Here is a 22,198-nt window from a genome sequence, read left to right as displayed (position 1 = left end):
ACGGCGACGATTCGCCGAATCGAACTGAATGACCGAACGCAAAATGGCGGCAAACACGGCCGGGACACGTCGTCGCGGCGCCGCCTCACATGCCTTTGGTCTGGCCGCCCTGTTGGGTTTGCGCCTGGATACCCTGCGTTTCGCTGTGCAGAGCGCTCAGCGCGAAGTGTTTGAAGGCGCGTTCGCTCGCGCCGGCGATGGTCGTCTCGTCCACTTCGAAGGCGTGCACGCACAGATCATGCCGTGCGGATTCTTGCTGGCCCGGGAGCACGAACACCTGATTGACGTCCTTCGTGCCCGGGGCCACCCCCTTGATCTCGCGGATGCCGGCATCGAGGCATTGCGCGGTCAATTCCGCGGCGATCTGTTGCTCCCAGATATCCTTGCCTTTGAACATGCCCCCGTCCAAAGCCTTTACCTCTTTGAGAATCGACGCATACAACGGGCATCCCGGATGCGATGGCTCGCTCAACGCCGGAATCTTCGCGATCCCGAGCGACGCCTGCGGATCTTGCAATGCCGGCGTGGCCGCCCCGGCCTCCTTCGACAAGGCAAACCGCGCGACCGCTGCGTCCGAATCGCGCGTGGTCAGATAGCCGTACATGTACTCGTCGCTCGAATCCTCGCTCTTGATCGTGACCGCCGGCTTCGGCGTCGAGTCCGACACCCGGCAACCGTCGTCCTCGCGACGTTCCGATTCGATGCCATGACGCTGCAACCATTTTTCGATACGCCCGCACAGCGCCTCGCTGGTGTGATCCGAATACACCAGCACCGCGCGGACCTCGTCCGGCTCGCCCAGGTTCGAGGCCTGCAGGGCAGCGTCGAGTTTCTCCTGGTAGCCCGGCCAAAAGGCCTGGTCCTTGGCTTCGTCGTAGACGTGCGTCAGGGCGATGCGATCCTTGCCGGTCAATCCCACCGCGACGCAACCGAGCAAACCGTCGGTGATCAGGTCGGTCTGCTTCGGATCGGCCGCCAGCCATTCGTCCAGGCCTACTTTGACTCGCATGCCGCTCTCCCCATCGAATGACTCCTGTAACTCCTGAATTCCGACCGCCGATCGCGCACGCCGCCATCGTCCCGCAACTCGCGCGCGGGCCGGCGGCATTGCCTTGCAACGCAGGTCACGGCCAGGTGCGCGCAGTCTCGTTTCCTAGAACGCAAAAGGGCCGCGACAGCGGCCCTTTCGTATTCCCCCTCGTCCGGGCGCGACGCCACTCGGCGCCACCCGGCCGCTTGCATCAGTTGGGGTTGTGCTTCTCCACATCCATGCTGATGCGATCGAAATCGCCCCTGGACATGTGGCCGTCCGCCGCATAGGAGATTTCCAGCAGGCTGTTGGCGAAACCGTACTTGTCCTGGTTGGACGTGCGCGACAGGCCGACGGCGAAAGCGAAGGTGCTGCGCGAATGGCCGTCGCCGTCGTCGGTCAGGGACGCGATCGAGTTACCCGGCGCGTAGGTGTCGCCGGCCTTTCCGGCTTGCGCGTTCAAGGCGCGCATCTCGCCTTCGGTGAAGGTCAATTTGACCTTCTCGCCCGGGATCGCCGGGCCGCTCTCGCTGGCTCCGCCGCTGAGCACCCAATTGATCTGCTGCGCCGAATGGTTGCCCAGGCCGCTGGTGTCGACGGTGTATTCGTAGGTGCGTTCGGATCGCACTTCGTTGCCTTCGGCGTCGAAACGTTGGGTCACCTTCAGCGGCACGTTGTTGCCGTACTTGAATTCGCTGGTCAGGGCGATGGAGCCGTCGGGATACGTCGTCTGGGTGTAGGTCCCGGTCGTGGCCGCGCGCAATGCGATGTCGCCTTCCACCTCCGCTTCGCCGGCGCTCAGCTTGAGCTTGAGCCGGCCCTGCGAGGACACGTCCAGGCGATGCACCGTCGCCACATCGGACACCCCGGGCGCCCCATGCTCGGCTTCGCCGGTGGCGAAGAAGTTCCCATAGGCGGATCGGCCTGCGGCACTGTCCAGATCGAACGTCGCGGTGCGCATCATCGAATCGCCCACGTTGATCTGCTGCCCGACGGTCAGCGAACCCTCGACGCCTCCGGCCCCCTTGAAGCGAACGCCACCGCCGTTGTAGGCCTCGATCGAAGCGCTCGGGCCCTTCATGATCTGCACCTGGTTCGAACCGGTACGGGTGATCGAATAACTCACTCCGCTGGCGTCCTTGATCTCCGACTCGCCGCCGACATGGCGAAACGAACCGGCGATTTCGGTCTGGGTGTAGTACTGACCGTCCATGATCACGGTCGCCCCGAGCGGAATCGTGCTGGGGTCGAAGGGATCGATCTTGGCCACTTCCTTCGGGTCGTGGCCTCCGCCCGGCAGGATCACCTTGTAGCGGGCGCGGAACCCCGCGCCGACCGACACCTCGGCTTCCAGTTGTCCGCTGCGGACCTCGGCATGGGTTTTGTTGACGTTGGCGCCGGTCACGGTGAACTCGGTCTTGCCCTCCTTCACGACCCAACCGATTTCCAGCGACGATTCGGCGCTGATCTTGAATCCGACCTGGCTGGAGCCCTCCACGGCGGCCTCGTTCGTTACCGTGACCTTGGTGGCGTTGTCGCCCGGGTTGTAACCGATCTTCACCGAACCCATGCCGGCGGTGAATTCGCTGTTGGTCGTGCCATGGCTGGCTTCGTAAGGGCTCTCCATAGGCTCGGCCGTCACGCTCATAGGCGCAGCCGGGATCCGCAACGTGTCGCCGTAGAAGATCGGGTCTGCGCGGCCGCTCTGCTGCGCTTCATCGAGGCGCCATTTGTCCTGGAACAGCTCAGGATTGGCCGCTCGCAGCGCTTGCGGGGTAACGCCGTACTGGTCCGCTATCGCAGGAAGGGTCTCGCCGTGCGCGACCTGATGCGTGGTCGGCTCGGTCTGCGGCGTAACCGAGGGGACGTAGCCGAGCTGGGATGCGGACAGGTGCATGGGCGCCTCGAAAACAGGATGGAGGAATACGGCGAAGCGCGCGATGCGCGGCTCCGGCGTGGCGCCAGAGTGCAACGGCAGGGTTCGCGATCCTTGTCCTGGGATCGCGCATCGGCACTGATCCCGATATCGGAACAGCATCGTGCTCATTCGAGGCTAGTGCCGTCGTTCTCCGGCGCTGCTCGGGCGTAATCGGCCTCGATCGTTCAAAAGGAATTGGCTCTTGCCTGCGTGCGGCAGCGCCAAGCGGACCCAGCGCTTGCGACGCAATGCCCGATCGCCCCGTGCAAACAGAAACGGAGCGCAATGCGCCCCGTTCCGTCCCGCTCGTTGCCGTCGCGGCCTCGCCGATACGGCAAGGCCTACTTCGAAGCCGCCGGCTTGTCCGGCGCGGACTTCGCGCCAGCGGTCTTGGGCCTCGCCGCTTCGGGCTTGGCGTTCTTCACATACCGATCGAGCCAGCGGTTGGTCTCGGCCAGCATGTGCAGGATCGATTCGCGCGCGCGGTAGCCGTGGCTTTCGTTCGGCAGCATCACCAGGCGCGCCTTGCCGCCGAGGCCCTTGATCGCGGCGAACAGGCGCTCGCTCTGGATCGGGAAGGTGCCGGAGTTGTTGTCCTGCTCGCCGTGGATCAACAGCAGCGGGTCCTTGATCTTGTCGGCATAGTTGAACGGCGACATGGCCTGGTAAGTCGACTCGGCCTGCCAGTAGTTGCGCTCTTCGGCCTGGAAGCCGAACGGGGTCAGGGTGCGGTTGTAGGCACCGCTGCGGGCGATGCCGGCCTTGAACAAGCGCGTGTGGGCGAGCAGGTTCGCGGTCATGAAGGCACCGTAGGAATGGCCGCTGACCGCGATGCGCTCGCGGTCGGCAACGCCGCGCCGCACCACTTCGTCGACCGCGGCTTGCGCACTCGAGGTCAACTGCTCGATGTAGGTGTCGTTGGGCTCGCGCTCGCCTTCGCCGACGATCGGCATCGACGGGTTGTCGAGCACGGCATAACCCATCGCCAGGTACGGCAGCGGGCCCCAGAAGCTGACCGCGTTGAAGCGATAAGGCGAACCAGTGACCTGGCTGGCCGCAGCGGCCGATTTGAACTCGGCCGGATAGGCGTACATCAACAGCGGCAGCGGGCCGTCGCGCTTGGCGTCGAAACCCGGCGGCAGGTACAGGTCGGCGGTCAACTCGACGCCGTCGGCGCGCGGGTAGCGGATCTGTTCCTTCCTGATGTCCTTGAGCTGCGGCGTCGGATGCGCGAAGCGGGTCAGCGCCACCGGCACGGCGGCGCTCGCACTCAGATCGCGCAGGTACAGATTGCCCGGCTCGGTCGGCGCCTCGCGCAGGGTCAGCAGGCGCTTACCCTGATCGTCGAGCACGACCTGCGGCGCTTCGTAGTACGGCGCCTGCGAATGGAACAGCCGCGTGCGCTGCTTGTCGGCCAGGTCGTAGCGGTCGAGAAACGGCCGGTCGCCTTCCGGCGAAGCGCCCTGGCCGATATAGAACAGGCTGGCGCCGTTGGCCGTGGTCAGCAGGCGGCGCTGGCCGTTCGCGTCGCGCGTGCTGACCGGCTCGCCGGGGTCGTTGTAACGGTCTTCACTGAGCCCCTCGAACACCAGCTCCGGCGCGCGATCGCCGTGGTCCGGCGCGATCCGCCATTGCCGGGTCTGCCGGGTCTTCCACCAGAATTCGTCGACCAGCGCCAGATCGCCGCGCCCCCAATGCGCACCGGCGTAACGCGCGCCCAGGCGCATCAACGTCTGCGGCGGACGCTCGAACGGCGCGGCCTGCATCATCACCGCATCGCGGATATCGGTTTTACGCGCCGGGTCGCCGCCATCCTGGGCCTCGGCCCAGACCAGGGTCGCCGGCGCATCACTGCGCCAGGCGATCTCGCGCACGCCGGTCGGCACCGCGTCGTTGCCGGTCGGCAAGCCGTCGACCAGGGGCAAGCGCGCGATTTCGTGCTCGAACTTGCCGTCCGGCACCAACACTTCGATACGGTGGCCGAACATCGACACCGGCACCTGATAGGAGAACGGCCGCTCGACCCGCGTCGCCAGAACGTGGCGGCCGTCGGGCGACGGCGTCGCCGCCAGGTACAACTGCGGCGCACCGGCGCGGACCACGGCACCGGCCAGGTCGACGGTGGCGAGCTGCGAGCGCAGGTAGTACTCGAACACGCGCGCATCGCTCTCGTTGCGCAACAAGTCCTGGTAAGTACGGATCTGCCGCACCGTCGCGCTGATTTCGGTTTCCTGCACCGCCGGCCCGGTCGGCGTGGCGTTCATCGGCGGCGCTTCGCCCTGCCCTTCGGGCTGCAACTGCACCAACAGGCGGCGGCTGTCGGGCATCCAGGCATAGCCGCGCCCGGACACTGTATTGAGGCCGGACACCAGCTTGTGCGCGCGGCGCTGCTCGACTTCGACCAACCACAGCTCGTTGGCGCCGCTGGCGCTGTCGACGCGGTTGAAGGCGATCCAGCGCTGGTCGGGCGACCATTCCAGGGTCGCCAACGACAGCGGCGCCGGCAGACCTTCCACATTCGAGGTTTTGCCGCCGGCGATATCGAGCAGGCTCAGGCCGGTGCCGAAGGCGAAGCGGCTCTGCGCCCGCGTGCGCGGATGAATGCGCAGGCCGGCGAGTTTGAGTTCGGGTTGCGCGACCACTTCGATGCCGGGCAACGACGGGGTCTGCACCAGGGCGACCCGATCGCGCTTCGGGCTGGTGAACATCTGCGGCGGCCGCGGCGCGTCGACGATGGCCTGCAAGGCCTTCGGCGGCAGCTGATAACCGCTGACGGGCGCGGTCTGCGCGGTCGCCGCCAGCGGCAGCAGGAGCAGCAACACACCTGACCGACTCAGGGCCCGGGATAGCGGCTTCAGGGAGGACCGGCCGTCGTGGCCGGTGCGTCGCGCGAGTGGGTTCATGCTCGATCCGATCGGTAAGTGAAGAAAGCCTCGAAGCGCCGCTGCCGGCCGGCGCCTGTGCCGGCCGGTGCGGATGCGCTTGCGCCTGGGGGCGCCTCCGCCGAGCTTAGCCCGCCACCGTGCCCGCCGGCCTATCCCATTGGGCTGTTCCGGGCCTGCCGGAGCCATACAGGAAATCGGGCCGGAGCCAGACCGGAAACCCGGCCGAAAAGCGGGCCGGAACCGGATCGCCCCGGTTTCGCGATGAACGTCATATTCAGGCGCATCCGCCTCGGCGCCGTGCGACGGTCATGGGCGCCGCGATATACTGCGCGCTCAGCCCGCCGAGGGGCGCTGCGACCGTCATCCGCGGATCTTTCCGCAAAGCCCGTACCCGCTACGGACTTCCAGAATGACGGCCAGGCTCGGCGAGGCGTAGTCCCAACGGCGCCCGGTTTGAGCGATCGCTTTCGAGCGATGACTCGCCGGACCCGGCATCCGCCGGCTCCCTAAAGAACTGGAGCGACACACCATGAACGCAGTACCCAAGACCTTCTCGACCGAAGGCGACTACAAGGTTGCCGACATCTCCCTGGCCGATTGGGGCCGCAAGGAAATCGACATCGCCGAGCACGAAATGCCGGGCCTGATGTCGATCCGCAAGAAGTACGCCGCCGCGCAATCGCTGAAGGGCGTGCGCGTGACCGGCTCGCTGCACATGACCATCCAGACCGCGGTGCTGATCGAGACCCTGCGCGACCTCGGCGCCGACGTGCGCTGGGCTTCGTGCAACATCTTCTCGACCCAGGACCACGCTGCCGCCGCGATCGCCGCCAGCGGCACCCCGGTGTTCGCCTGGAAGGGCGAGTCGCTGGAAGAGTATTGGGATTGCACCCTCGAAGCTCTGACCTTCCCGGGCGACGGCGCGGTCAAGTTCCGCGGCCCGGAGCTGGTCGTCGACGACGGCGGCGACGTCACCCTGCTGATCCACAAGGGCTACGAGCTCGAAAACGGCGACGGCTGGGTCAACACCCCGTCGGGCAACCACGAAGAACAGGTCATCAAGAACCTGCTCAAGCGCGTGCACGCCGAGCGCCCGGGCTTCTGGCACGAAGTGGTCAAGCATTGGAAGGGCGTCTCCGAAGAAACCACCACCGGCGTGCACCGCCTGTACCAGCTCGCCGAAGCCGGCTCGCTGCTGGTCCCGGCGATCAACGTCAACGACTCGGTCACCAAGTCGAAGTTCGACAACCTCTACGGCTGCCGCGAATCGCTGGCCGACGGCCTCAAGCGCGCGATGGACGTGATGCTGGCCGGCAAGGTCGCGGTGGTCTGCGGTTACGGCGACGTCGGCAAGGGCTCGGCTCACTCGTTGCGCGCTTACGGCGCCCGCGTCGTGGTCACCGAGATCGACCCGATCAACGCCCTGCAGGCGGCGATGGAAGGCTTCGAGGTCAACACCGTCGAGAGCACCCTCGGCCGCGGCGACATCTACGTCACCACGACCGGCAACAAGGACGTGCTGACCCTGGCCCACATGCAGCAGATGAAGGATCAGGCCATCGTCTGCAACATCGGCCACTTCGACAACGAGATCCAGGTCGATGCGCTGGCCGCGTCGGGCGCCAAGCGCCTGAACATCAAGCCGCAGGTCGACAAGTACACCTTCGCCGGTGGCAACTCGATCTTCCTGCTGGCCGAAGGCCGCCTGGTCAACCTTGGCTGCGCCACCGGCCACCCGAGCTTCGTCATGTCCAACTCGTTCGCCAACCAGACCCTGGCGCAGATCGAGCTGTGGGCGAACAAGGAAACCTACGAAGCGAAGGTCTACATCCTGCCGAAGAAGCTCGACGAAGAAGTCGCGCGTCTGCACCTGGAAAAGATCGGCGTGAAGCTGACCACCCTGACCGACGAGCAGGCCAAGTACCTGGGCGTCTCGGTCGACGGCCCGTACAAGCCGGATCACTACCGCTATTGATCGACCCCGCCGCGAGGCGGATCGATGCGACACGGGAAACGGGCGCTTCGGCGCCCGTTTTCTTTTTGTGCGGAGCTGCTTCAGGGCCGTGCGATCGAATGGTTACGTCGTCTTGTGTCCAGCCAGGCTGCGCCGAAGTGGCGCCGCCGACCGCGGCGTCGCGGTCGCGGCTTGCGCCGCTCCTACCCCAAAGCCACGCATCCAAGGGTAGGAGCGGCGCAAGCCGCGACATGCCGCCGCAGGTACGGTGCATCGATCCGGTAAGCGGATGAAATGGACCATGAAGCACACTGGAATCCCCCGCGACTGAACCGGAGAACCGCCCGCCGACCTAGGGTCCTACCGAGGCTGGCAGGCGCAATCGCGAGCGTTAGGCTGGCAGCGAAATCCTGCAGGAGCGCGCCATGATCCGCCCCATCGACGGCCCGTCGTTTCCGAGCTACACCCCGCCCGCCAACGATCCGGCGCCGGTCGAGGTCGGCACCCCGGCTTACTACGAACAGCGCCTCGCCGACTTCCAGGCGCGCAACCCGGGCGTGGAGCCGCCGGACTATTACCTGGGCTACGGCGACAAGTACATGGAACGGTTCGCCTCACTGGACCGCACCGACCTGTCGCCGGAAGGGCTGGAATGGCGCGACAAGACCACCCTCGCCCTGCAGACGGCGATCGAGGATTACCGCATCCGCGACCCGCAAGGCTTCGCCGATCTGGAACGCGACCCGGATGCCTTCCGCCGCTTCGCTTTCGCCAGCCACCCCGACGCCTATGTCGATTCGGGCCTGTACGGCCTGTCCGTCCAGGACCTGACGGTGATCGCGCTGACCCCGGACATCGGCGACGTGCTCAACCAGGAAGGCATCGACCAGACCAAGATCACCATCGGCAAACTGGAACCCGAGGACGTGCCGGAAATCCTCGGCGACACCGGCGTGCAATACCTGCGCGATGCAGGTCCCTTCGCCTTTACCCCACTGGGGCCGTCGCTCGCCGTCGGCAAACAGGGCGAACGCCTGTTCGACCGCCTCACCGAACAATCCTGGTTCCCGAACATCACCGACCTGCCGCCAGTAGGCCTGCCAGACCTGAATCTCGATCTGTTGCCGGACGTGAGCTTGCCGGACATCGATCTGCCCGATATCGATCTGCCGGACGATATCCCTGGTATTCCAGGGATCTGAACGTTCCACGGATGAGCAGGAATAGCTCCGCGGGCCGCAGCATCGTCGCCTCGGCTCGCGCCGCTCCTGCCCCAAAGCTACACATCCAAGGGTAGGCGGCTCGCGCCGCTCCTGCCCCAAAGCTACACATCCAAGGGTAGGAGCGGCGCAAGCCGCGACACGCCGCTGCATTGCGGAGGCATCGATCAAGCAAGCCCGCGTCACATTGCGGCTTTCACCCGAACGATAGGCAAGCGCGGCAACCGGCAAACGCCGGTGCCTATAGCCGCCTCAACGACCAAAACGGAATATCCCGCCGCAGGCGATAGCCGTTGCGTTCGTACAACTCGACCGCGCGCGGGTTTTCGTGGCTGACGTGCAAAAAAGGAATCCGCCCGCGAGCGTGGTTGTCGTTGGAGAGAAACCGCAGCAGGCGACGCGCATGGCCTTGGCCGTTGAAGTCCGGGTGCGTGCAGACGGCGCTGATCTCGGTGTAGGCGTCCGTGCCCATGCGTTCGCCGATCATCGCCGCGAGGCGGCCGTCGCGGTAAACACCGAAGTAGCGGCCCAAGGCCATCGTGTGCGGGCGGAAATAATGCGGATACACCAGCGCGGTCAGCGCGAGCACGTCGTCGCGCTGGCGTTCGCCGAGTTCGACGATGTCGGGTGCATCGTCCGTCGCCGGGTCTTCGGCGATCGGCGCCTCGCAGATCATCTGGGCCAGGTCGGCGAGGTGTTTGAGCTCCCAGCCGGCCGGGATCGCCGGCGCGCGGTCGAGCAGCAACACGTTGTCCTGCGCCGGCACCAGTTCGGCCAGTGCGGCCCCGGCGTCGGCGCCCTCCTCGGCTACCCCCATGAACGGGGCGATCTGCGCCGGGTAGCGCGCCAACGGCCCGTTGCTCAGCGCCAGCGAGGCGTGACGGCTGCGCAGGGACGACCAGATCGGGTTATCGAGGACGTGGGGCTGGCTGTCGCTCATCGGATCGCACTCATCGGCTCGCACTCGTCGGCAGGGCCCGCTCGTCGCGGTAACGGCCCCAGTTTAGGCAAGCGCCAGCCCGGGGCGGGAGCCTTGTTCCATTCATCGCGATAGAGAGATATTATCCAGACACCCACCATCGTGCGACTCGCCCATGCTGCCGATCAGCTTCGAGTTCTACCCGCCCAAGACCGACGAGCAGCGCACTCAGTTGGACCGTTCCGCGGCCAAGCTCAGGCCCTATTCGCCGAACTACGTGTCCTGCACCTTCGGCGCCGGCGGCTCGACCCTGAGTTACACCCCCGACACGATCCAGCGCTTGCGCGAGAAGCACCGCCTCGATGCCGCGCCGCATTTGTCCTGCGTGGGCGGCACGCGCGCGGAAATCCGCGAGCTGCTGGCGCGCTACCGCGAACTCGGTTGCCGCCGCCTGGTCACGCTGCGCGGCGACCTGCCCTCGGGCATGGCCAGCGCCGGCGACCTGCGCTACGCCAACGAGCTGGTCGAGTTCATCCGCGCCGAGACCGGCGACCATTTCCACATCGAAGTCGCGGCCTATCCGGAAACCCATCCGCAGGCACGCGATGCGCTGTCGGACCTGGAGAATTTCAAGCGCAAGGTCCGCGCCGGCGCCGACGGCGCGATCACCCAATACTTCTACAACCCCGACGCCTACTTCCGTTTCGTCGACGACGTGCGCGCGGCCGGCATCGACATCCCGATCGTGCCGGGCATCATGCCGATCTCGAACTTCAGCCAGCTGCGGCGCTTTTCCGATCTGTGCGGGGCCGAGATCCCGCGCTGGATCGGCCAGCGCATGCAGGCCTATGGCGACGACGCCGACAGCGTGCGCGAATTCGGCGCCGACGTGGTCGCGCAACTGTGCAGCCGCCTGATCGAAGGCGGCGCGCCGGGCCTGCACTTCTACACGCTCAACCTCGCCAAGCCGACCCTGACGGTGTTGTCGCGCATCGCCTGAAGCATTCAGCCACCTGAAAGCGCAAGTGCAGGCGTCAAGAGACGACGTTGCGCACCGAGTGCTTATGGCGAATTGCTAAGACAGGTCTCATCTCCGACTTGTCCGCCGACAAGTTCGGTCTTGAGCGGCGAGACGGCGCGGTAGCTCACTGCCAGCAGGACGCATCGCCACGACGGGCGATGCCCTCGCGACCGCCGTCGGGGCCCCGTGCCCCGACGCGCAGCGGTCCTCACTGGAGAGAGCGCATCATGTCCGCACGCAAGTTGCTGCCGTTGAACCTCGCCATCGCTCTGTCGCTCGGCCTCGCCGGCGCCGCCTCGGCCGCCGAACCGGCCCCGCTGTTCGCTTCGCCTGCCGTCAGTCAGGTACGCAGCGCCAATACCGATACCGCTTACCAGGCCGTCAAGGCCGAGCGCGCCGCGGTCAAAGTCGACCTGGTCCGCGCCAACACCGCACAGATCACCGAAAACCAGCAGGAACTGCTGCTCAACCTCGCACCCGGCGTCAGTCTCAAGGCACACAAGCTGCAGGCCGAGCGCAAGTCCGACGGCGTGGTGATCTGGCAGGGCCTGGTCGGCGACCCGAAGACCCAGCTCAAGCGCATCAACCAGTTCACCGGTGCCGAACTCATCGGCGATCCGGAGGAATCGGCCACCATCGTGCGCCAGGGCGATCAGATGTCCGGCACGGTGCGCAGCGGCGGCAAGCTCTACCGCATCGATCCGCTCAAGAACGGCGGCCACACCATCAGCCTGATCGACGAATCGCTGATGCCGCCGGATCACCCGGCCTCGGGTTATACCGCCAAGCCCATCGTGCCCTTCCTCAACGACCCCAAGTTCAATGAGGCCGCCGCCGGCGAGAAGGCGCCGGTCACCGTGCGCGTCATGGTGGTCTACACCCAGGCGGCCGCGAATGCGGTCGGCAACATCACCACCAAGTCCAACCTGGCGATCACCGAGAGCAACCAGAGCTTCGCCAACAGCGCGGTCAACGTACGCTTCGTGTTGGCCGGCAACTACACCAACAGCTATGTCAGCGCCGGCTTCGACACCGACCTGAGCCGCTTCCGCGGCACCAGCGACGGTTATCTCGACGGCTACCACGCCACCCGCAACACCATCGCCGCCGACGTCAACGTGTTGATCATCACCGACCCGGCGTACTGCGGCCTGGGCTATCTGAACTCGAACGCGGCCAGCGCCTTCAGCGTGGTCGGCAACACCTGCATGACCGGCTACTACAGCTTCGCCCACGAAATCGGCCACAACTTCGGCGCGCACCACGACCCCAGCAACGGCAACAACACCGCCTACGCCTACGGTCACGGTTACTGGGCGCCGAACAAGACCTGGCGCACCATCATGGCCTACAACTGCGGCTCCAACTGCCCGCGCCTGAACTACTGGTCGAACCCCAACATCACCTACAACGGCGTGCCGATGGGCACCGCGGCGAAGAGCAACAACGCCCGCGTGCTCAACGAACGCGCCGCCACCGTGGGTGCGTTCCGCTGATCGCCGTCTAGGCGACAGCCGCAAGGGCGCAGCCTGCGGGCTGCGTCCCTGCCGACGCCGCGGCGATCCGGCCGCGGCGTTCGCGGCGCGATGCGCCGCCGACCGATGTGCCCGCGGCATCCTTTCGGCATCGCCGCACTGTCCCTGGCCGGCCCTCGGCGCTAGTCTTCGCCGATGCCTTCGTTCGCCCGACTCTGTCTGTTCCTGTCGTTGACCGCCCTGTGGGCCGTGGCGACGCTGTACCCGGGCACCGCCGCGGCGCAGATCCGCCGCTGCACCGACACCCACGGCAACTCGGTCTACACCGATCGCGACTGCGCCTCGGTCGGCGGCGTCGACCGCCTGCCGCGCGGCGCCGCCGCCCAGCAAAAGCAGCAGCAGGCCTACGTCGGCGGTTGCGCGCGCAATCTGCGCGACCTGATCGGGCTGATCACCAGCGCGATCGACGCCCGCGACAGCAACCGTCTGGCCGCGGTCTATCACTGGACCGGCATGTCCGGCGACCAGGGCTATGCGGTATTGCAGCGGCTCGACGCGATCGCCCAGCGCCCCTTGCTCGACATCGCACCGATCCTGTCGTCGCCGGCACCGCCGCCGTCCGAACCCAGCGGCGCCGCCTGGACCACCCTGCCGCCGGCCGCGGCGAACGCGGCCACCGCGCCGCTGCCGCCGATCCCGGCACCGGCGACGCCGCTGGGCAGCCCCGCCGGCGCCGCCACGGCCGATGCGAGCGACGCCGCGAGCGAAGACACGACCTCCGCGCCGGCGCCCGCAGCGCACGCCCCGCAACGGCGCACGCCGGTGGCGCTGCGCCTGGAGCAAACCATGGCCAATGGGGTGACGCCGTCGCGCACCGTATTCGGCCTCTACCGCCACTTCGGCTGCTGGTGGATCCGCGGCGGCTGAGCCTTGCGCCCGGCTCCGCATGGCGTCCATACGCCGCTCGATTGGGCCTGAACCGGGCAGGCAGGGCACAATAGGGGTTTCCTCACCCACCACGGAAGCCGACGATGCAATACCCCGAATGGATCTGGCACAACGGTGCGATCAAGCGCTGGGCCGAAGCAACCACCCACGTCATGTCGCACGCGCTGCACTACGGTTCGTCCGTATTCGAGGGCATTCGCACCTACGACACGCCGCAGGGTCCGGTGATCTTCCGCCTCAACGACCACAACACCCGTTTGTTCGCCTCGGCGAAGATCTACGACATGGGCATCCCCTACACGGTCGAGCAGATCAACCAGGCCTGCCATGAAGTGATCAAGGCCAACGGCAACACCACCGACTATCTGCGTCCGGTCGCCTACCGCGGTCTCGGCGGCTTCGGCCTGTCGGCCGACACCCCGACCGACGTCGCCGTGGCGACCTGGAAGATGGGCCAGTACCTCGGCGCCAGCGTGCTCGAGGAAGGCATCGACGCCTGCGTGTCGAGCTGGCAGCGCTTCGCGCCGAACACCATCCCGGCCGGCGCCAAGGCCGGCGGCAACTACCTGTCCGGCCAGTTGGTCGCGCGCGAGGCGCGTCGCCTGGGCTTCGGCGAAGGCATCGCCCTGGCCTCGACCGGCCTGCTTTCGGAAGGCGCGGGCGAAAACCTGTTCCTGGTGTTCAACGGCGCCCTGCACACCACCCCGGTCAGCGCCGCCCTGCTCAACGGCCTGACCCGCAACACCATCATCACCCTCGCCCGCGACGTCGGCATCGAAGTGATCGAACGCGACCTACCGCGCGAATACCTGTACCTGTGCGACGAGCTGTTCATGTGCGGCACCGCCGCCGAGATCACCCCGATCCGTTCGGTCGACGGCCGCCAGGTCGGCAGCGGCCGCCGCGGCCCGGTCACCGAGCGCATCCAGGAGCTGTTCTTCGGCCTGTTCAACGGCAAGACGGCGGATAAGTACGGCTGGCTTGAGCCCGTCGCTTAAAGCCGGGAATCGGGAATGGGATTCGGGAGTCGTAAGAGCGGTTCGCCGCGAGCCCGAAGCCCCATCACCGCACGACGAAAACAAAACGCCCGGCTTCGACGAAGCCGGGCGTTTTGTTTTTTGCTTTGACGATTCCCGATTCCCGATTCCCGAATCACCAATCCCGGCTCTCAGAAAGTCAGCGTCGCCACCACGCCCCTGACCTCGCCGGGTTTGACCCGTACGTCCCAGCCGTAGAGTTCGCACAGCCGGCGCACGATCGACAGGCCGATGCCGCCGCCTTGCGAGTGGCCGGCATGGGTGCCGCGGTAGCCGCGCTCGAACAGCTTGGCCGCATCCTCGGCGCTGAGGCCGGGGCCGGAATCGATGACCTCGACCGTACGCGGGTGCAGGCGCACCACTACCTCGCCCTGGGTCGTGTACTTGACCGCATTGCCGATCAGGTTGCCCAGCGCCACCGCGACCGCCGCTTCCGGGGCGTCGACGACCAGGCCCTGCTCGCCTTCGATGCGCAGGGTCAACGGCTTGCCGCCGAGCTGGGCGCGGTGGGCGTCGAGCAGTTGCTCCGCCAGCCGCGCGATGTCGGTGGAGCCGTGCCCGCGCTCGTTGCGCGACAACAGCAGCAAGGCGCTGATCAGATCGGTGCATTGCTGTTCGGCACGCTGAATACGCAATAATCGATTGCGAGTCTTGTCCTCGATGTCCGGCCGCGACAGCAACAGCTCGACCGCGCCCTTGATCACGGCCAGCGGCGTGCGCAGCTCATGGCTGACGTCGGCGTTGAACTCGCGGTCGCGCTGGACCACGTTGGTCAGGCGCTCGGCGTAATCGTCCAGGGCCTCGGCGAGCTGGCCGACTTCGTCGTCGGGGAAGTGCGCGGCCAAGGCCTCGGCTTGCGAACTGCGGCCGGAGCGCTTGAGCCGGTTGGCCAGCTCCGACACCGGGCTCATCACGCGCGAGGCCGCCCACAGGCCGACCAGCAGCGAGAACAAGGTAAACACCGGTACCGACAAATAGATCGCGCGATTGAACTGCGCCTCGCTGAGCGCGCCCTGGCTCATGTCGTAGGCCAGGAAGAACCATTCCGTCGGCGTCTTGCGCACCCCGAGCTTGTACGAGAACGGGCTGCCGTCGGGGTCCTTGCCCTGGATGTTGTGAATGCCGTCGGGCAAGGTGTACCAGTCGGGTTGCTCGATGCGCACTCTTTCGAAGCTGTCGCTTTTGTATACGCGCAACCACATCTGCTGGAACGGCACCTCGGGCTTCAAATTCGGCGCCGAGTAATACTGTCGCGCGTATTCGTCGATGTTCCGATTCACCACGTCGGCGACGAGTTCGTTCTCGACCCGCGTGCGCGTCCAGTTGGTCGCGAACGCGAACATCGCCGTCAGGCCGAAGCCCAGCAGTACGAAGGACAGGACGATACGGCTGCGCAACCGCCGCCGGTAGCGCTTCTTTTTCTTCAGCCGCGCCGCGGAAGGATCCTCTGCAGCCACGCGATCAACCGTTGCTTTCGGGCGCTGCGATGCGGTAGCCGATGCCGTGGCGGGTCTGGATCAGCGGCGTCTCGAACGGCTTGTCGACCACCGCGCGCAAACCGTGGATGTGCACGCGCAGGCTGTCGGAGTCGGGCAGTTCTTCGCCCCACACGCGGGTTTCCAGCTCCTGGCGCGTGACCACCGCCGGCGAAGCTTCCATCAGCGCCTGCAGGATCTTCAGCGCGGTCGGGTTGAGCTGCAGCAGCTTGCCCTGGCGGCGCACTTCCAGGGTGTCGAGGTTGTATTCCAGGTCGGCGGCGTTGAGCACGCGGGTCTGCACGCCGCGGCCGCGGCGCGACAGTGCGTTGAGGCGGACCTCGACTTCCTGCAGGGCGAACGGCTTGATCAGATAGTCGTCGGCGCCGGAATCGAAACCGGCGAGCTTGTTGTCGAGGCTGTCGCGCGCGGTCAGCATCAGCACCGGAGTCTGCTTGCGCGCTTCGTTGCGCAGCTTGCGGCAGACCTCCAGGCCGTCGAGACCGGGCAGGTTCAGATCGAGGACGATGGCGTCGAAGTCGTGCACGACCGCCAGGTGCAGTCCGGTGATGCCGTCGGCGGCGAAATCCACCGTGTGGCCGCGGTCTTCGAGGAAGTCGCCGAGGTTGGCGGCGATGTCCTGGTTGTCTTCGATCACGAGTATGCGCATGTGCTCTTCCCAGTGGGTTGGCGTTCGACCGTGCTAAGACGTCCGAGGTTCCGTATTCGTGGGCCGCTGTGCGATGCGCAGCGGCGGCAAGCGTCCGATTCTGCCAGAGCGTATGTAAAGTGAACGGAAAAGGTGAACAGGGGCTGGGCCGCCGTTCAAACGCCGCGGCACCGGCCTAGGCCGAAAGTCATGGCTCGCCCGGCAGCGCCAACATACGGAAAACGCCGGAAAAGACCGCAAAAAACAAAGGCCCAGACGCGGGGCCACCGCGCCTGGGCCAAAAGGGTATTGCCCCGATTACCGTAACCTGCTTCCGACCAGATCCCTATCCGTAACGTTCTGACGAGGAGCGTGACTTGGAGGAGCGGCAGTGCTGCGGTCCGGGTAACGCTACGCGGATTTCGATTAAACCGTCGTTAAAAACGATGTTAAAAAATAATTAAGTACAACCTGAAGTTGTCATCTTGAGGGCCCGGCCCTTCCGCGCCGGGGAGGCACCGTTCGGCGGATCGCCGGCAGATGACCTGCCAGGCTTGCCATTCTCCTCGGCCGGCCCGCTCCGGGGCCCGGCCGGACGCCTGTTCAGCGTCTCGTGGCGGTGCGACGCCCGGTCCCCAGCTTCAGCTGACCGGCCACGTGCTCGATGATTTCCCCGGCCACGTCGACCCCGCTGGCCTCCTCGATGCCCTCCAGACCCGGCGAGGCGTTGACCTCCAGCACCAGGGGGCCGCGGACCGAGCGGATCAGGTCGACGCCGGCCACGCCCAGGCCGAGCACGCGGGCAGCGCGGACCGCCACCTCCTGCTCGGCCGTGCTGGCGCGCACGCCCTTGGCGGTGCCGCCGCGGTGCAGGTTGGAACGGAAGTCGCCCTTCGGCGCCTGCCGCTTCATCGCCGCAACCACCCTGCCGCCGACCACGAAGCAGCGCAGGTCGGCGCCCTTGGCCTCGGCGACGAACTCCTGAACCAGGAAATTCGCATACAGCCCGCGCAGCGCTTCGATCACGCCCTTCGACGCCGACAGTTTCTCGGTCAGCATCACCCCGGCGCCCTGGGTGCCTTCGTTGAGCTTGATCACGTGCGGCGGCGGGCCGAGCATCGACAGCAGGTCGGCGGTGTCGTCGGGGTTGTCGCCGAACACCGTCGCCGGCAGGCCGATGCGCTCGGCGGCCAGCAGTTGATGGCTGCGCAGCTTGTCGCGCGCGCGCAGGATCGCGTCGGAGGTGTTCGGGGTGTAGGTGTCCATGAGCTCGAACTGGCGCAGGACCGCCGAGCCGTAGCGGGTCACCGAGGCGCCGATGCGCGGGATCACGGCGTGGTAGCCGGAGATCTCGCGCCCCTTGTAGTGCATCTCGAAGCCGTCGGACGCGATGCGCATGTAGCAGCGCAACGGGTCGAGCACGCGCACGCTGTGGCCGCGCTCGCGGGCGGCCTCCACCAGCCGGCGGGTCGAATAGAGCTTGGTGTTGCGCGACAGGATCGCAAGCTTCATCGGAAGGGATTCGCGTGGGTGGAAGAAACGTGGAGAAGAAAGGCGAACGGCCCGGCGCGTTCAGACGCGCGGGTGGCGCCGCCGGATGCGTCCATGCAGGAACGAGCGTGCCGGATCGACCGTGAACACCCCGGTCACCGCGGTGCGGCCGAGCAACATCGGGAAACGCATGCCACGACGATCCGCCAGGTTTATTTCAATTTCGCGTTCGATGCCGGCCAGACTCAGCACGGTGCGGATGAAGACCCGGCTGCTGCGGTGACCGCCGGAGTCGGTGACCCAACGCTCGTCGTGCACCGGCGCCTGCGCCTCGACCCGGCCGGCGCCCAGCGCACCCGGACTCAGCTCGAAACCGACCCAGGGCATGCCGGCCTCGACGAAGCGCCATTGCGAATCGACGTGCAGCGCCGAACTGCGCGCGCCGGTGTCGATCTTGGCGCGTATCGCGGCCAGACCCAACTCGGGCAACGCCGCCGCCTCGCGCCAACCGAGGACGATCTTCGATGACATCGTACCTCCGCTGTAGCGACTGCTGCCGGCCTGGGACGACCGCGACCCGACTTGGACCGCGACCACCGTCGGTCGTTCCGTTCCAGGTGCCGCGCGCCGACAAAAAACGGCGACCTCGCGGCCGCCGTACGTATCGGACCGGAGCAGGCGCGGATCGTCCGGCCTGGGGCTACGGTGCGATACGCGACGACCCACTCGGGACCGGGCGCGCAGTCTAGCGCGCCGACGGTGAAGCGTCGATGCGCGCCTCGCTGCGGCCGGATCGGGCAAGAACCACAGGCTTAGCAATGAACCTTCACATCGCACCGCCGCCTGGAATCGCTGAACCGGTCAGGGGCGGCAGAGCCGGCGCTCGTACTCCAGCTCGCGCTGCAGCGCGGTCGAATCGCCCTGCACCGCCAGTTCGCCGATGTTGTCGCGCGTGCGCAGGCAAGGGTCCTCGCCGCGGCCGCCGAACAGTCGACCGACGCGCTCGACCGTACGGGCGATCGAGTTCGGCGGTTGCATGCGGAAACGCCGCGCGCCCTGCCCCGGCAGGACCGGCATGCGACTGGCCAAGAGATCGGGGCCAGGCTCATCCCACGGCGCTCGCGTCGCGCCGGCCGGATCGAGCGCGTTACGGTCGATGCGGATCGCGGTGAGGCCGGTCGCTTCGGCAGGTTCGGTCGTAGCAATCGGCGCGGCGTGTGGCGGCGCTATCTGGAGCGGCGCGGCAGCTTCGGGGATGAATGCGGGGCGCGGCGAACGTGGCGCCGTCTTCTTCGGCAAATCGCGTGCCGGCGCTGTGCGCACCGCTTCGTTCGGGCGCGAAGGCGACGAAGCCGCCGGCCGCAGAAGAATCACCGTCAGGCTCGCTTCGCTGTCGACCGGGTCGGCCGGCCTGCGCAACTGCAACGCCGCCCAGATCAAGCCCGCATGAACCAGCGCGACCACCGTCCAGGCAAGAGCACGTTCGAAGCGCACTTCGCCGAACTCATGCGCGCGCATCGGCGCCCCCGCTCATCGCTGACGCGCACAGCCACCTCATGACCCCGGCATCCTGCCCCATCGCTCGCATCCCTTCGCTGTCGATCGCGCAGCAGTGTGCCTGCTGCGATCAGTGCCGCAAGGTTCGGCAGCGAGCGCCGTTGGCCGCGGTTAAAGCTTCGCCGGCCGAATCCGCGAGGCCCGGCCATCACGCGTATCCCCGCTCTTTCACCCCGTAGACAGCAACCGCCACGCCAACCAAGCCGGCACGCCGAGGTAGAACGCCAAACGGCCCAGCCATTCGAGCGCGTCGCGCAGGGTGGCCGCGTGCGCGTAACGCAACGCCATGGCGAGTACCACGACCGTTTCGATCGCGACCCGCAGCACGGCGGCGAACAACATCAAGCCGATCGACCACGAGGCCCACCAGATCAGCAATCCGGTGAGATAAGCCGCCAATCCGTAGCTGTAGTACTCGCCGAAGGCACCGCCGAAGGCGATGACCTGGTGCAGACGGAAAGCGACCAGTGCCAACAGCAACGGGAACAGCGCGAATTTCACCAGAGGGTGATCGAGCCGGCGTCGATGCGCGTCGTCGCGGGACTGGATCAGATCGGCCCGACCGGCGGCGAAACGGCCTTCCCAAGCGATCGGCATGCCGGTCGCGGTCAACAGACGCCGCAAGGCCTCCGGGCGCGTCAACGCCAGGCCCCGCGTCCAGAGCGGACCTGCGGCCAGGCGCACATCGACACCGCTGCGCGGCAACGGCAGACGCCAGGGCCGCAGCGCGGCGATCGGCGCCAGCGGAAGCTCGATCCGTTGCCGGCGCTGGTCGAGCACCCATAGCGCACCTTCGACGCGCGCTTGCGCGGCGAACCTGCGCTCGATGGCCCATGCCGCCACGGACGGCAGCAGCACGGCCGCGGCGAACAACCGCAGCTGCGACAGGGATTGGACCTGCAGACCGATGCGCGCCAGCATGTCGAAGGCCAGCCACAGCAGCCCCAGGCCTGCGCACAACCTCAACGCGCCGCTCAGCGCACGCCAGAACGGCGTCAGCAGCACGACCTCGATGACCGGCTCCACTTCCGGCGCGGCGACGGCGCGGCGACGCAAGGCCTGCCACGCCGCCAGTGCCGCCAAGGCCAGCAGGAAGACGATGCCCGCACGCCCCACCCAATCGCCCCAGCGCACCATCAAGGTGGGCGACGGATCGCGGGCGCTGACGAAGGCGGTCAACACGGCCTGGTCGCCGACCGCGGTGTTCGCGAGCACCTCGCCGGTGTCGTCGATGATCGCGCTGAGCCCGTTGGTGGTGACGCGCACCTGCGGCAGCCGCGTTTCGATGCTGCGGAAGGCCGCGACCGCCAGATGCAGGCGCGCGCCCACCGGGTACGCGGTGAACCAGGAATCGTTGGACATGCCGATGATGGCTTGCGCGCCGAGCCGCGCGCCGTCGATGGCCAGGTCGGTATGCACGTCGTCCAGGCAGATCAACGGCACCACGTTGACCTCGCGCCCGTCCGCGCTGCGCAAGGGCAGCACGCGCGCGCCGTCGCCCGCGCGCCAACCGCCGACCCACGGCAACCAGCGCCGCAACACCGGCCCATCGAGCCAACGCGGCACGTATTCGGTCAGCGGGAACGGGTAGGTCTTGCGATAGAAGCCGAGCAAGCCCTTGCCCGGTTCGAGGAACGCCGCCGCGTTGTATTCGCCTTGCCCGTCGCGGTCGTAGGTGCCGAACACCAAGGGCACGCCCGCCGTATCGACGAAGCCCTGGATCTCGCGGTCCAGCGCCGCGCCGTCCTCGCTGCGCGGGCTGGCGAAGCTGGTGGGATATACGGTTTCCGACCACAGCAGCACGTCCGCATCGTGGTCGCGGATCGCCGACCACGAAAGTTCGTAGTGCGTGTCGAGCACCTTCCGGACCACTGCGTAGGCGCCGATTTCCTTACGCAGCCGCTCGTAGTCGGTGATGTTGGCCTGGACCATGGCGACGCGCAGGGTCGGCGCTTCATTGGCCACCGGTGCCTGCAAATCCGCGCGCCGCATCGCACCGTAACCGGCCATGCACACCACGATCAGCGCCCCGAGCGCGAGCGGCCGCAGCAGCGTGCGCGCGCCGCGTTTGCGCTGTTCGATGGCGAAGGCGGCCGCCTCGTTGACCAGCAGCAGCAACGCGGTGAGGCCCGCGGCGCCGCCGAGGTCGGCCACCTGGCGCAACACCGCGGATGGAAACAAGCCGTGCCCCAAGGTGTCGCCCAACAGCTTGGGCATCAGCCGTTCGCAGGCCAACCAAGCCGACACCGCGGCCAGGGCGCGCAGCACCGGCCCGTAGCGGCGCCCCGCCCATTGGCGCACCAGCGCGAAGGCGATGAATTGCGGCTGCAACAACGGCGCCAGCACCAGCAGCGCCGCCGTCGCGGTCAACGCGCCCACCTCGGTGTAGGCGCCGATCGCCGCACCGAACCAATGAAACACCGCGGCCACGAAGACGACGCTCATCAACGCGCCGTTGGCCAGCGCGCGCAGCGTGGTCTTGTCGTTGTCGAGCACCAACAGCCACGGCACCAGCGCGACGAAGCCCAGGCCCCAGGCGGGGCCGCCGCGAGCGTACAGGCCGAGCAAGGCAGCGGTGGCGAGAATGCCGGCGAGGCTACGCCAGCGGGACGGGGACAA

The 22,198-nt window shown here is 67.1% G+C and carries 17 protein-coding genes and 1 riboswitch; of the genes, 7 read left to right on the top strand and 10 right to left on the bottom strand.

Going from position 1 to position 22,198, the window contains the following annotated elements; translation table 11 throughout:
• Positions 1–85 precede the first annotated feature (85 nt).
• The 3 genes from EX88_RS0107675 to EX88_RS0107665 all read right to left on the bottom strand — a co-directional run bounded on the left by EX88_RS0107675 (position 86) and on the right by EX88_RS0107665 (position 5,851).
• A complete protein-coding gene (locus tag EX88_RS0107675) occupies positions 86–1,108 on the bottom strand; it encodes an XVIPCD domain-containing protein (RefSeq protein ID WP_152566156.1) in 1,023 nt (340 codons plus the stop codon).
• Between the two features lie 133 nt (positions 1,109–1,241).
• Positions 1,242–2,927 carry a LysM peptidoglycan-binding domain-containing protein gene (locus EX88_RS0107670; protein ID WP_031371414.1) on the bottom strand — a complete coding sequence of 562 codons (1,686 nt, stop codon included), beginning with the start codon at positions 2,925–2,927 and terminating at the stop codon, positions 1,242–1,244.
• Positions 2,928–3,289: 362 nt separating this feature from the next.
• A complete protein-coding gene (locus EX88_RS0107665; protein WP_081930707.1) occupies positions 3,290–5,851 on the bottom strand; it encodes a prolyl oligopeptidase family serine peptidase in 2,562 nt (853 codons plus the stop codon).
• Between the two features lie 319 nt (positions 5,852–6,170).
• Positions 6,171–6,290, top strand: a riboswitch (S-adenosyl-L-homocysteine riboswitch).
• A 72-nt stretch (positions 6,291–6,362) separates the two neighbouring features.
• Here EX88_RS0107665 and ahcY point away from each other — a divergent pair.
• Entirely contained in the window at positions 6,363–7,808 is a 1,446-nt protein-coding gene (gene ahcY / locus EX88_RS0107660) for an adenosylhomocysteinase (protein ID WP_031371412.1), read from the top strand.
• A gap of 404 nt (positions 7,809–8,212) precedes the next feature.
• Positions 8,213–8,989, top strand: coding sequence for a hypothetical protein (locus tag EX88_RS0107655; protein ID WP_031371411.1), 777 nt, complete (start codon positions 8,213–8,215; stop codon positions 8,987–8,989).
• A gap of 259 nt (positions 8,990–9,248) precedes the next feature.
• Here the strand turns inward: EX88_RS0107655 and EX88_RS0107650 are convergent, their stop codons facing one another.
• Positions 9,249–9,947, bottom strand: a complete 699-nt coding sequence (locus EX88_RS0107650; protein WP_031371410.1) for a GNAT family N-acetyltransferase — start codon at positions 9,945–9,947, stop codon at positions 9,249–9,251.
• Between the two features lie 154 nt (positions 9,948–10,101).
• Here EX88_RS0107650 and metF point away from each other — a divergent pair, with 154 nt between their 5' ends.
• The 4 genes from metF (at position 10,102) to EX88_RS0107630 (ending at position 14,368) form a co-directional block, all read left to right on the top strand.
• Complete coding sequence (metF, locus tag EX88_RS0107645; RefSeq protein WP_031371409.1) at positions 10,102–10,926, top strand: methylenetetrahydrofolate reductase [NAD(P)H]; 825 nt, start codon at positions 10,102–10,104, stop codon at positions 10,924–10,926.
• A gap of 248 nt (positions 10,927–11,174) precedes the next feature.
• A complete protein-coding gene (locus EX88_RS0107640; protein ID WP_031371408.1) occupies positions 11,175–12,443 on the top strand; it encodes a M12 family metallo-peptidase in 1,269 nt (422 codons plus the stop codon).
• Positions 12,444–12,617: 174 nt separating this feature from the next.
• Positions 12,618–13,349 carry a hypothetical protein gene (locus tag EX88_RS23595; RefSeq protein WP_036148293.1) on the top strand — a complete coding sequence of 244 codons (732 nt, stop codon included), beginning with the start codon at positions 12,618–12,620 and terminating at the stop codon, positions 13,347–13,349.
• A gap of 104 nt (positions 13,350–13,453) precedes the next feature.
• Positions 13,454–14,368 carry a branched-chain amino acid transaminase gene (locus tag EX88_RS0107630; RefSeq protein WP_031371406.1) on the top strand — a complete coding sequence of 305 codons (915 nt, stop codon included), beginning with the start codon at positions 13,454–13,456 and terminating at the stop codon, positions 14,366–14,368.
• A 170-nt stretch (positions 14,369–14,538) separates the two neighbouring features.
• Here the strand turns inward: EX88_RS0107630 and EX88_RS0107625 are convergent, their stop codons facing one another.
• The 5 genes from EX88_RS0107625 to EX88_RS25825 all read right to left on the bottom strand — a co-directional run bounded on the left by EX88_RS0107625 (position 14,539) and on the right by EX88_RS25825 (position 19,099).
• Positions 14,539–15,864 (bottom strand): sensor histidine kinase, encoded by a 1,326-nt coding sequence (locus EX88_RS0107625; RefSeq protein WP_031371405.1) that lies wholly within the window; start codon positions 15,862–15,864, stop codon positions 14,539–14,541.
• A gap of 4 nt (positions 15,865–15,868) precedes the next feature.
• A complete protein-coding gene (locus tag EX88_RS0107620) occupies positions 15,869–16,552 on the bottom strand; it encodes a response regulator transcription factor (RefSeq protein ID WP_031371404.1) in 684 nt (227 codons plus the stop codon).
• A 582-nt stretch (positions 16,553–17,134) separates the two neighbouring features.
• Positions 17,135–18,043 carry a 30S ribosomal protein S6--L-glutamate ligase gene (gene rimK / locus EX88_RS0107615; RefSeq protein ID WP_031371403.1) on the bottom strand — a complete coding sequence of 303 codons (909 nt, stop codon included), beginning with the start codon at positions 18,041–18,043 and terminating at the stop codon, positions 17,135–17,137.
• A 60-nt stretch (positions 18,044–18,103) separates the two neighbouring features.
• Entirely contained in the window at positions 18,104–18,553 is a 450-nt protein-coding gene (locus EX88_RS0107610) for an ATP-dependent zinc protease family protein (RefSeq protein WP_031371402.1), read from the bottom strand.
• Between the two features lie 330 nt (positions 18,554–18,883).
• The gene (locus EX88_RS25825; protein ID WP_152566154.1) at positions 18,884–19,099 is read right to left on the bottom strand and encodes a hypothetical protein; all 216 of its coding nucleotides are present in this window, start codon (positions 19,097–19,099) and stop codon (positions 18,884–18,886) included.
• Between the two features lie 79 nt (positions 19,100–19,178).
• Between EX88_RS25825 and EX88_RS25820 the strand changes: the two genes are divergently transcribed.
• Entirely contained in the window at positions 19,179–19,472 is a 294-nt protein-coding gene (locus EX88_RS25820) for a hypothetical protein (RefSeq protein ID WP_152566153.1), read from the top strand.
• Positions 19,473–19,747: 275 nt separating this feature from the next.
• Here the strand turns inward: EX88_RS25820 and lnt are convergent, their stop codons facing one another.
• A complete protein-coding gene (gene lnt / locus EX88_RS0107600; protein WP_031371400.1) occupies positions 19,748–22,198 on the bottom strand; it encodes an apolipoprotein N-acyltransferase in 2,451 nt (816 codons plus the stop codon).

It is taken from the genome of Lysobacter antibioticus (assembly GCF_000731095.1).
Classification (GTDB): Bacteria; Pseudomonadota; Gammaproteobacteria; order Xanthomonadales; family Xanthomonadaceae; genus Lysobacter; species Lysobacter antibioticus_B.
This window is presented reverse-complemented; position numbering and strand designations above follow the sequence as displayed.

Excerpts from the sequence above, each read along its gene's own strand:
- EX88_RS0107675 (WP_152566156.1), bottom strand. The coding sequence starts at position 1,108 with ATGCCGCCGGCCCGCGCGCGAGTTGCGGGACGATGGCGGCGTGCGCGA.
- EX88_RS0107670 (WP_031371414.1), bottom strand. The coding sequence starts at position 2,927 with ATGCACCTGTCCGCATCCCAGCTCGGCTACGTCCCCTCGGTTACGCCG.
- EX88_RS0107665 (WP_081930707.1), bottom strand. The coding sequence starts at position 5,851 with ATGAACCCACTCGCGCGACGCACCGGCCACGACGGCCGGTCCTCCCTG.
- ahcY (WP_031371412.1), top strand. The coding sequence starts at position 6,363 with ATGAACGCAGTACCCAAGACCTTCTCGACCGAAGGCGACTACAAGGTT.
- EX88_RS0107655 (WP_031371411.1), top strand. The coding sequence starts at position 8,213 with ATGATCCGCCCCATCGACGGCCCGTCGTTTCCGAGCTACACCCCGCCC.
- EX88_RS0107650 (WP_031371410.1), bottom strand. The coding sequence starts at position 9,947 with ATGAGCGACAGCCAGCCCCACGTCCTCGATAACCCGATCTGGTCGTCC.
- metF (WP_031371409.1), top strand. The coding sequence starts at position 10,102 with ATGCTGCCGATCAGCTTCGAGTTCTACCCGCCCAAGACCGACGAGCAG.
- EX88_RS0107640 (WP_031371408.1), top strand. The coding sequence starts at position 11,175 with ATGTCCGCACGCAAGTTGCTGCCGTTGAACCTCGCCATCGCTCTGTCG.
- EX88_RS23595 (WP_036148293.1), top strand. The coding sequence starts at position 12,618 with ATGCCTTCGTTCGCCCGACTCTGTCTGTTCCTGTCGTTGACCGCCCTG.
- EX88_RS0107630 (WP_031371406.1), top strand. The coding sequence starts at position 13,454 with ATGCAATACCCCGAATGGATCTGGCACAACGGTGCGATCAAGCGCTGG.
- EX88_RS0107620 (WP_031371404.1), bottom strand. The coding sequence starts at position 16,552 with ATGCGCATACTCGTGATCGAAGACAACCAGGACATCGCCGCCAACCTC.
- rimK (WP_031371403.1), bottom strand. The coding sequence starts at position 18,043 with ATGAAGCTTGCGATCCTGTCGCGCAACACCAAGCTCTATTCGACCCGC.
- EX88_RS0107610 (WP_031371402.1), bottom strand. The coding sequence starts at position 18,553 with ATGTCATCGAAGATCGTCCTCGGTTGGCGCGAGGCGGCGGCGTTGCCC.
- EX88_RS25825 (WP_152566154.1), bottom strand. The coding sequence starts at position 19,099 with ATGCCGGTCCTGCCGGGGCAGGGCGCGCGGCGTTTCCGCATGCAACCG.
- EX88_RS25820 (WP_152566153.1), top strand. The coding sequence starts at position 19,179 with ATGCGGATCGCGGTGAGGCCGGTCGCTTCGGCAGGTTCGGTCGTAGCA.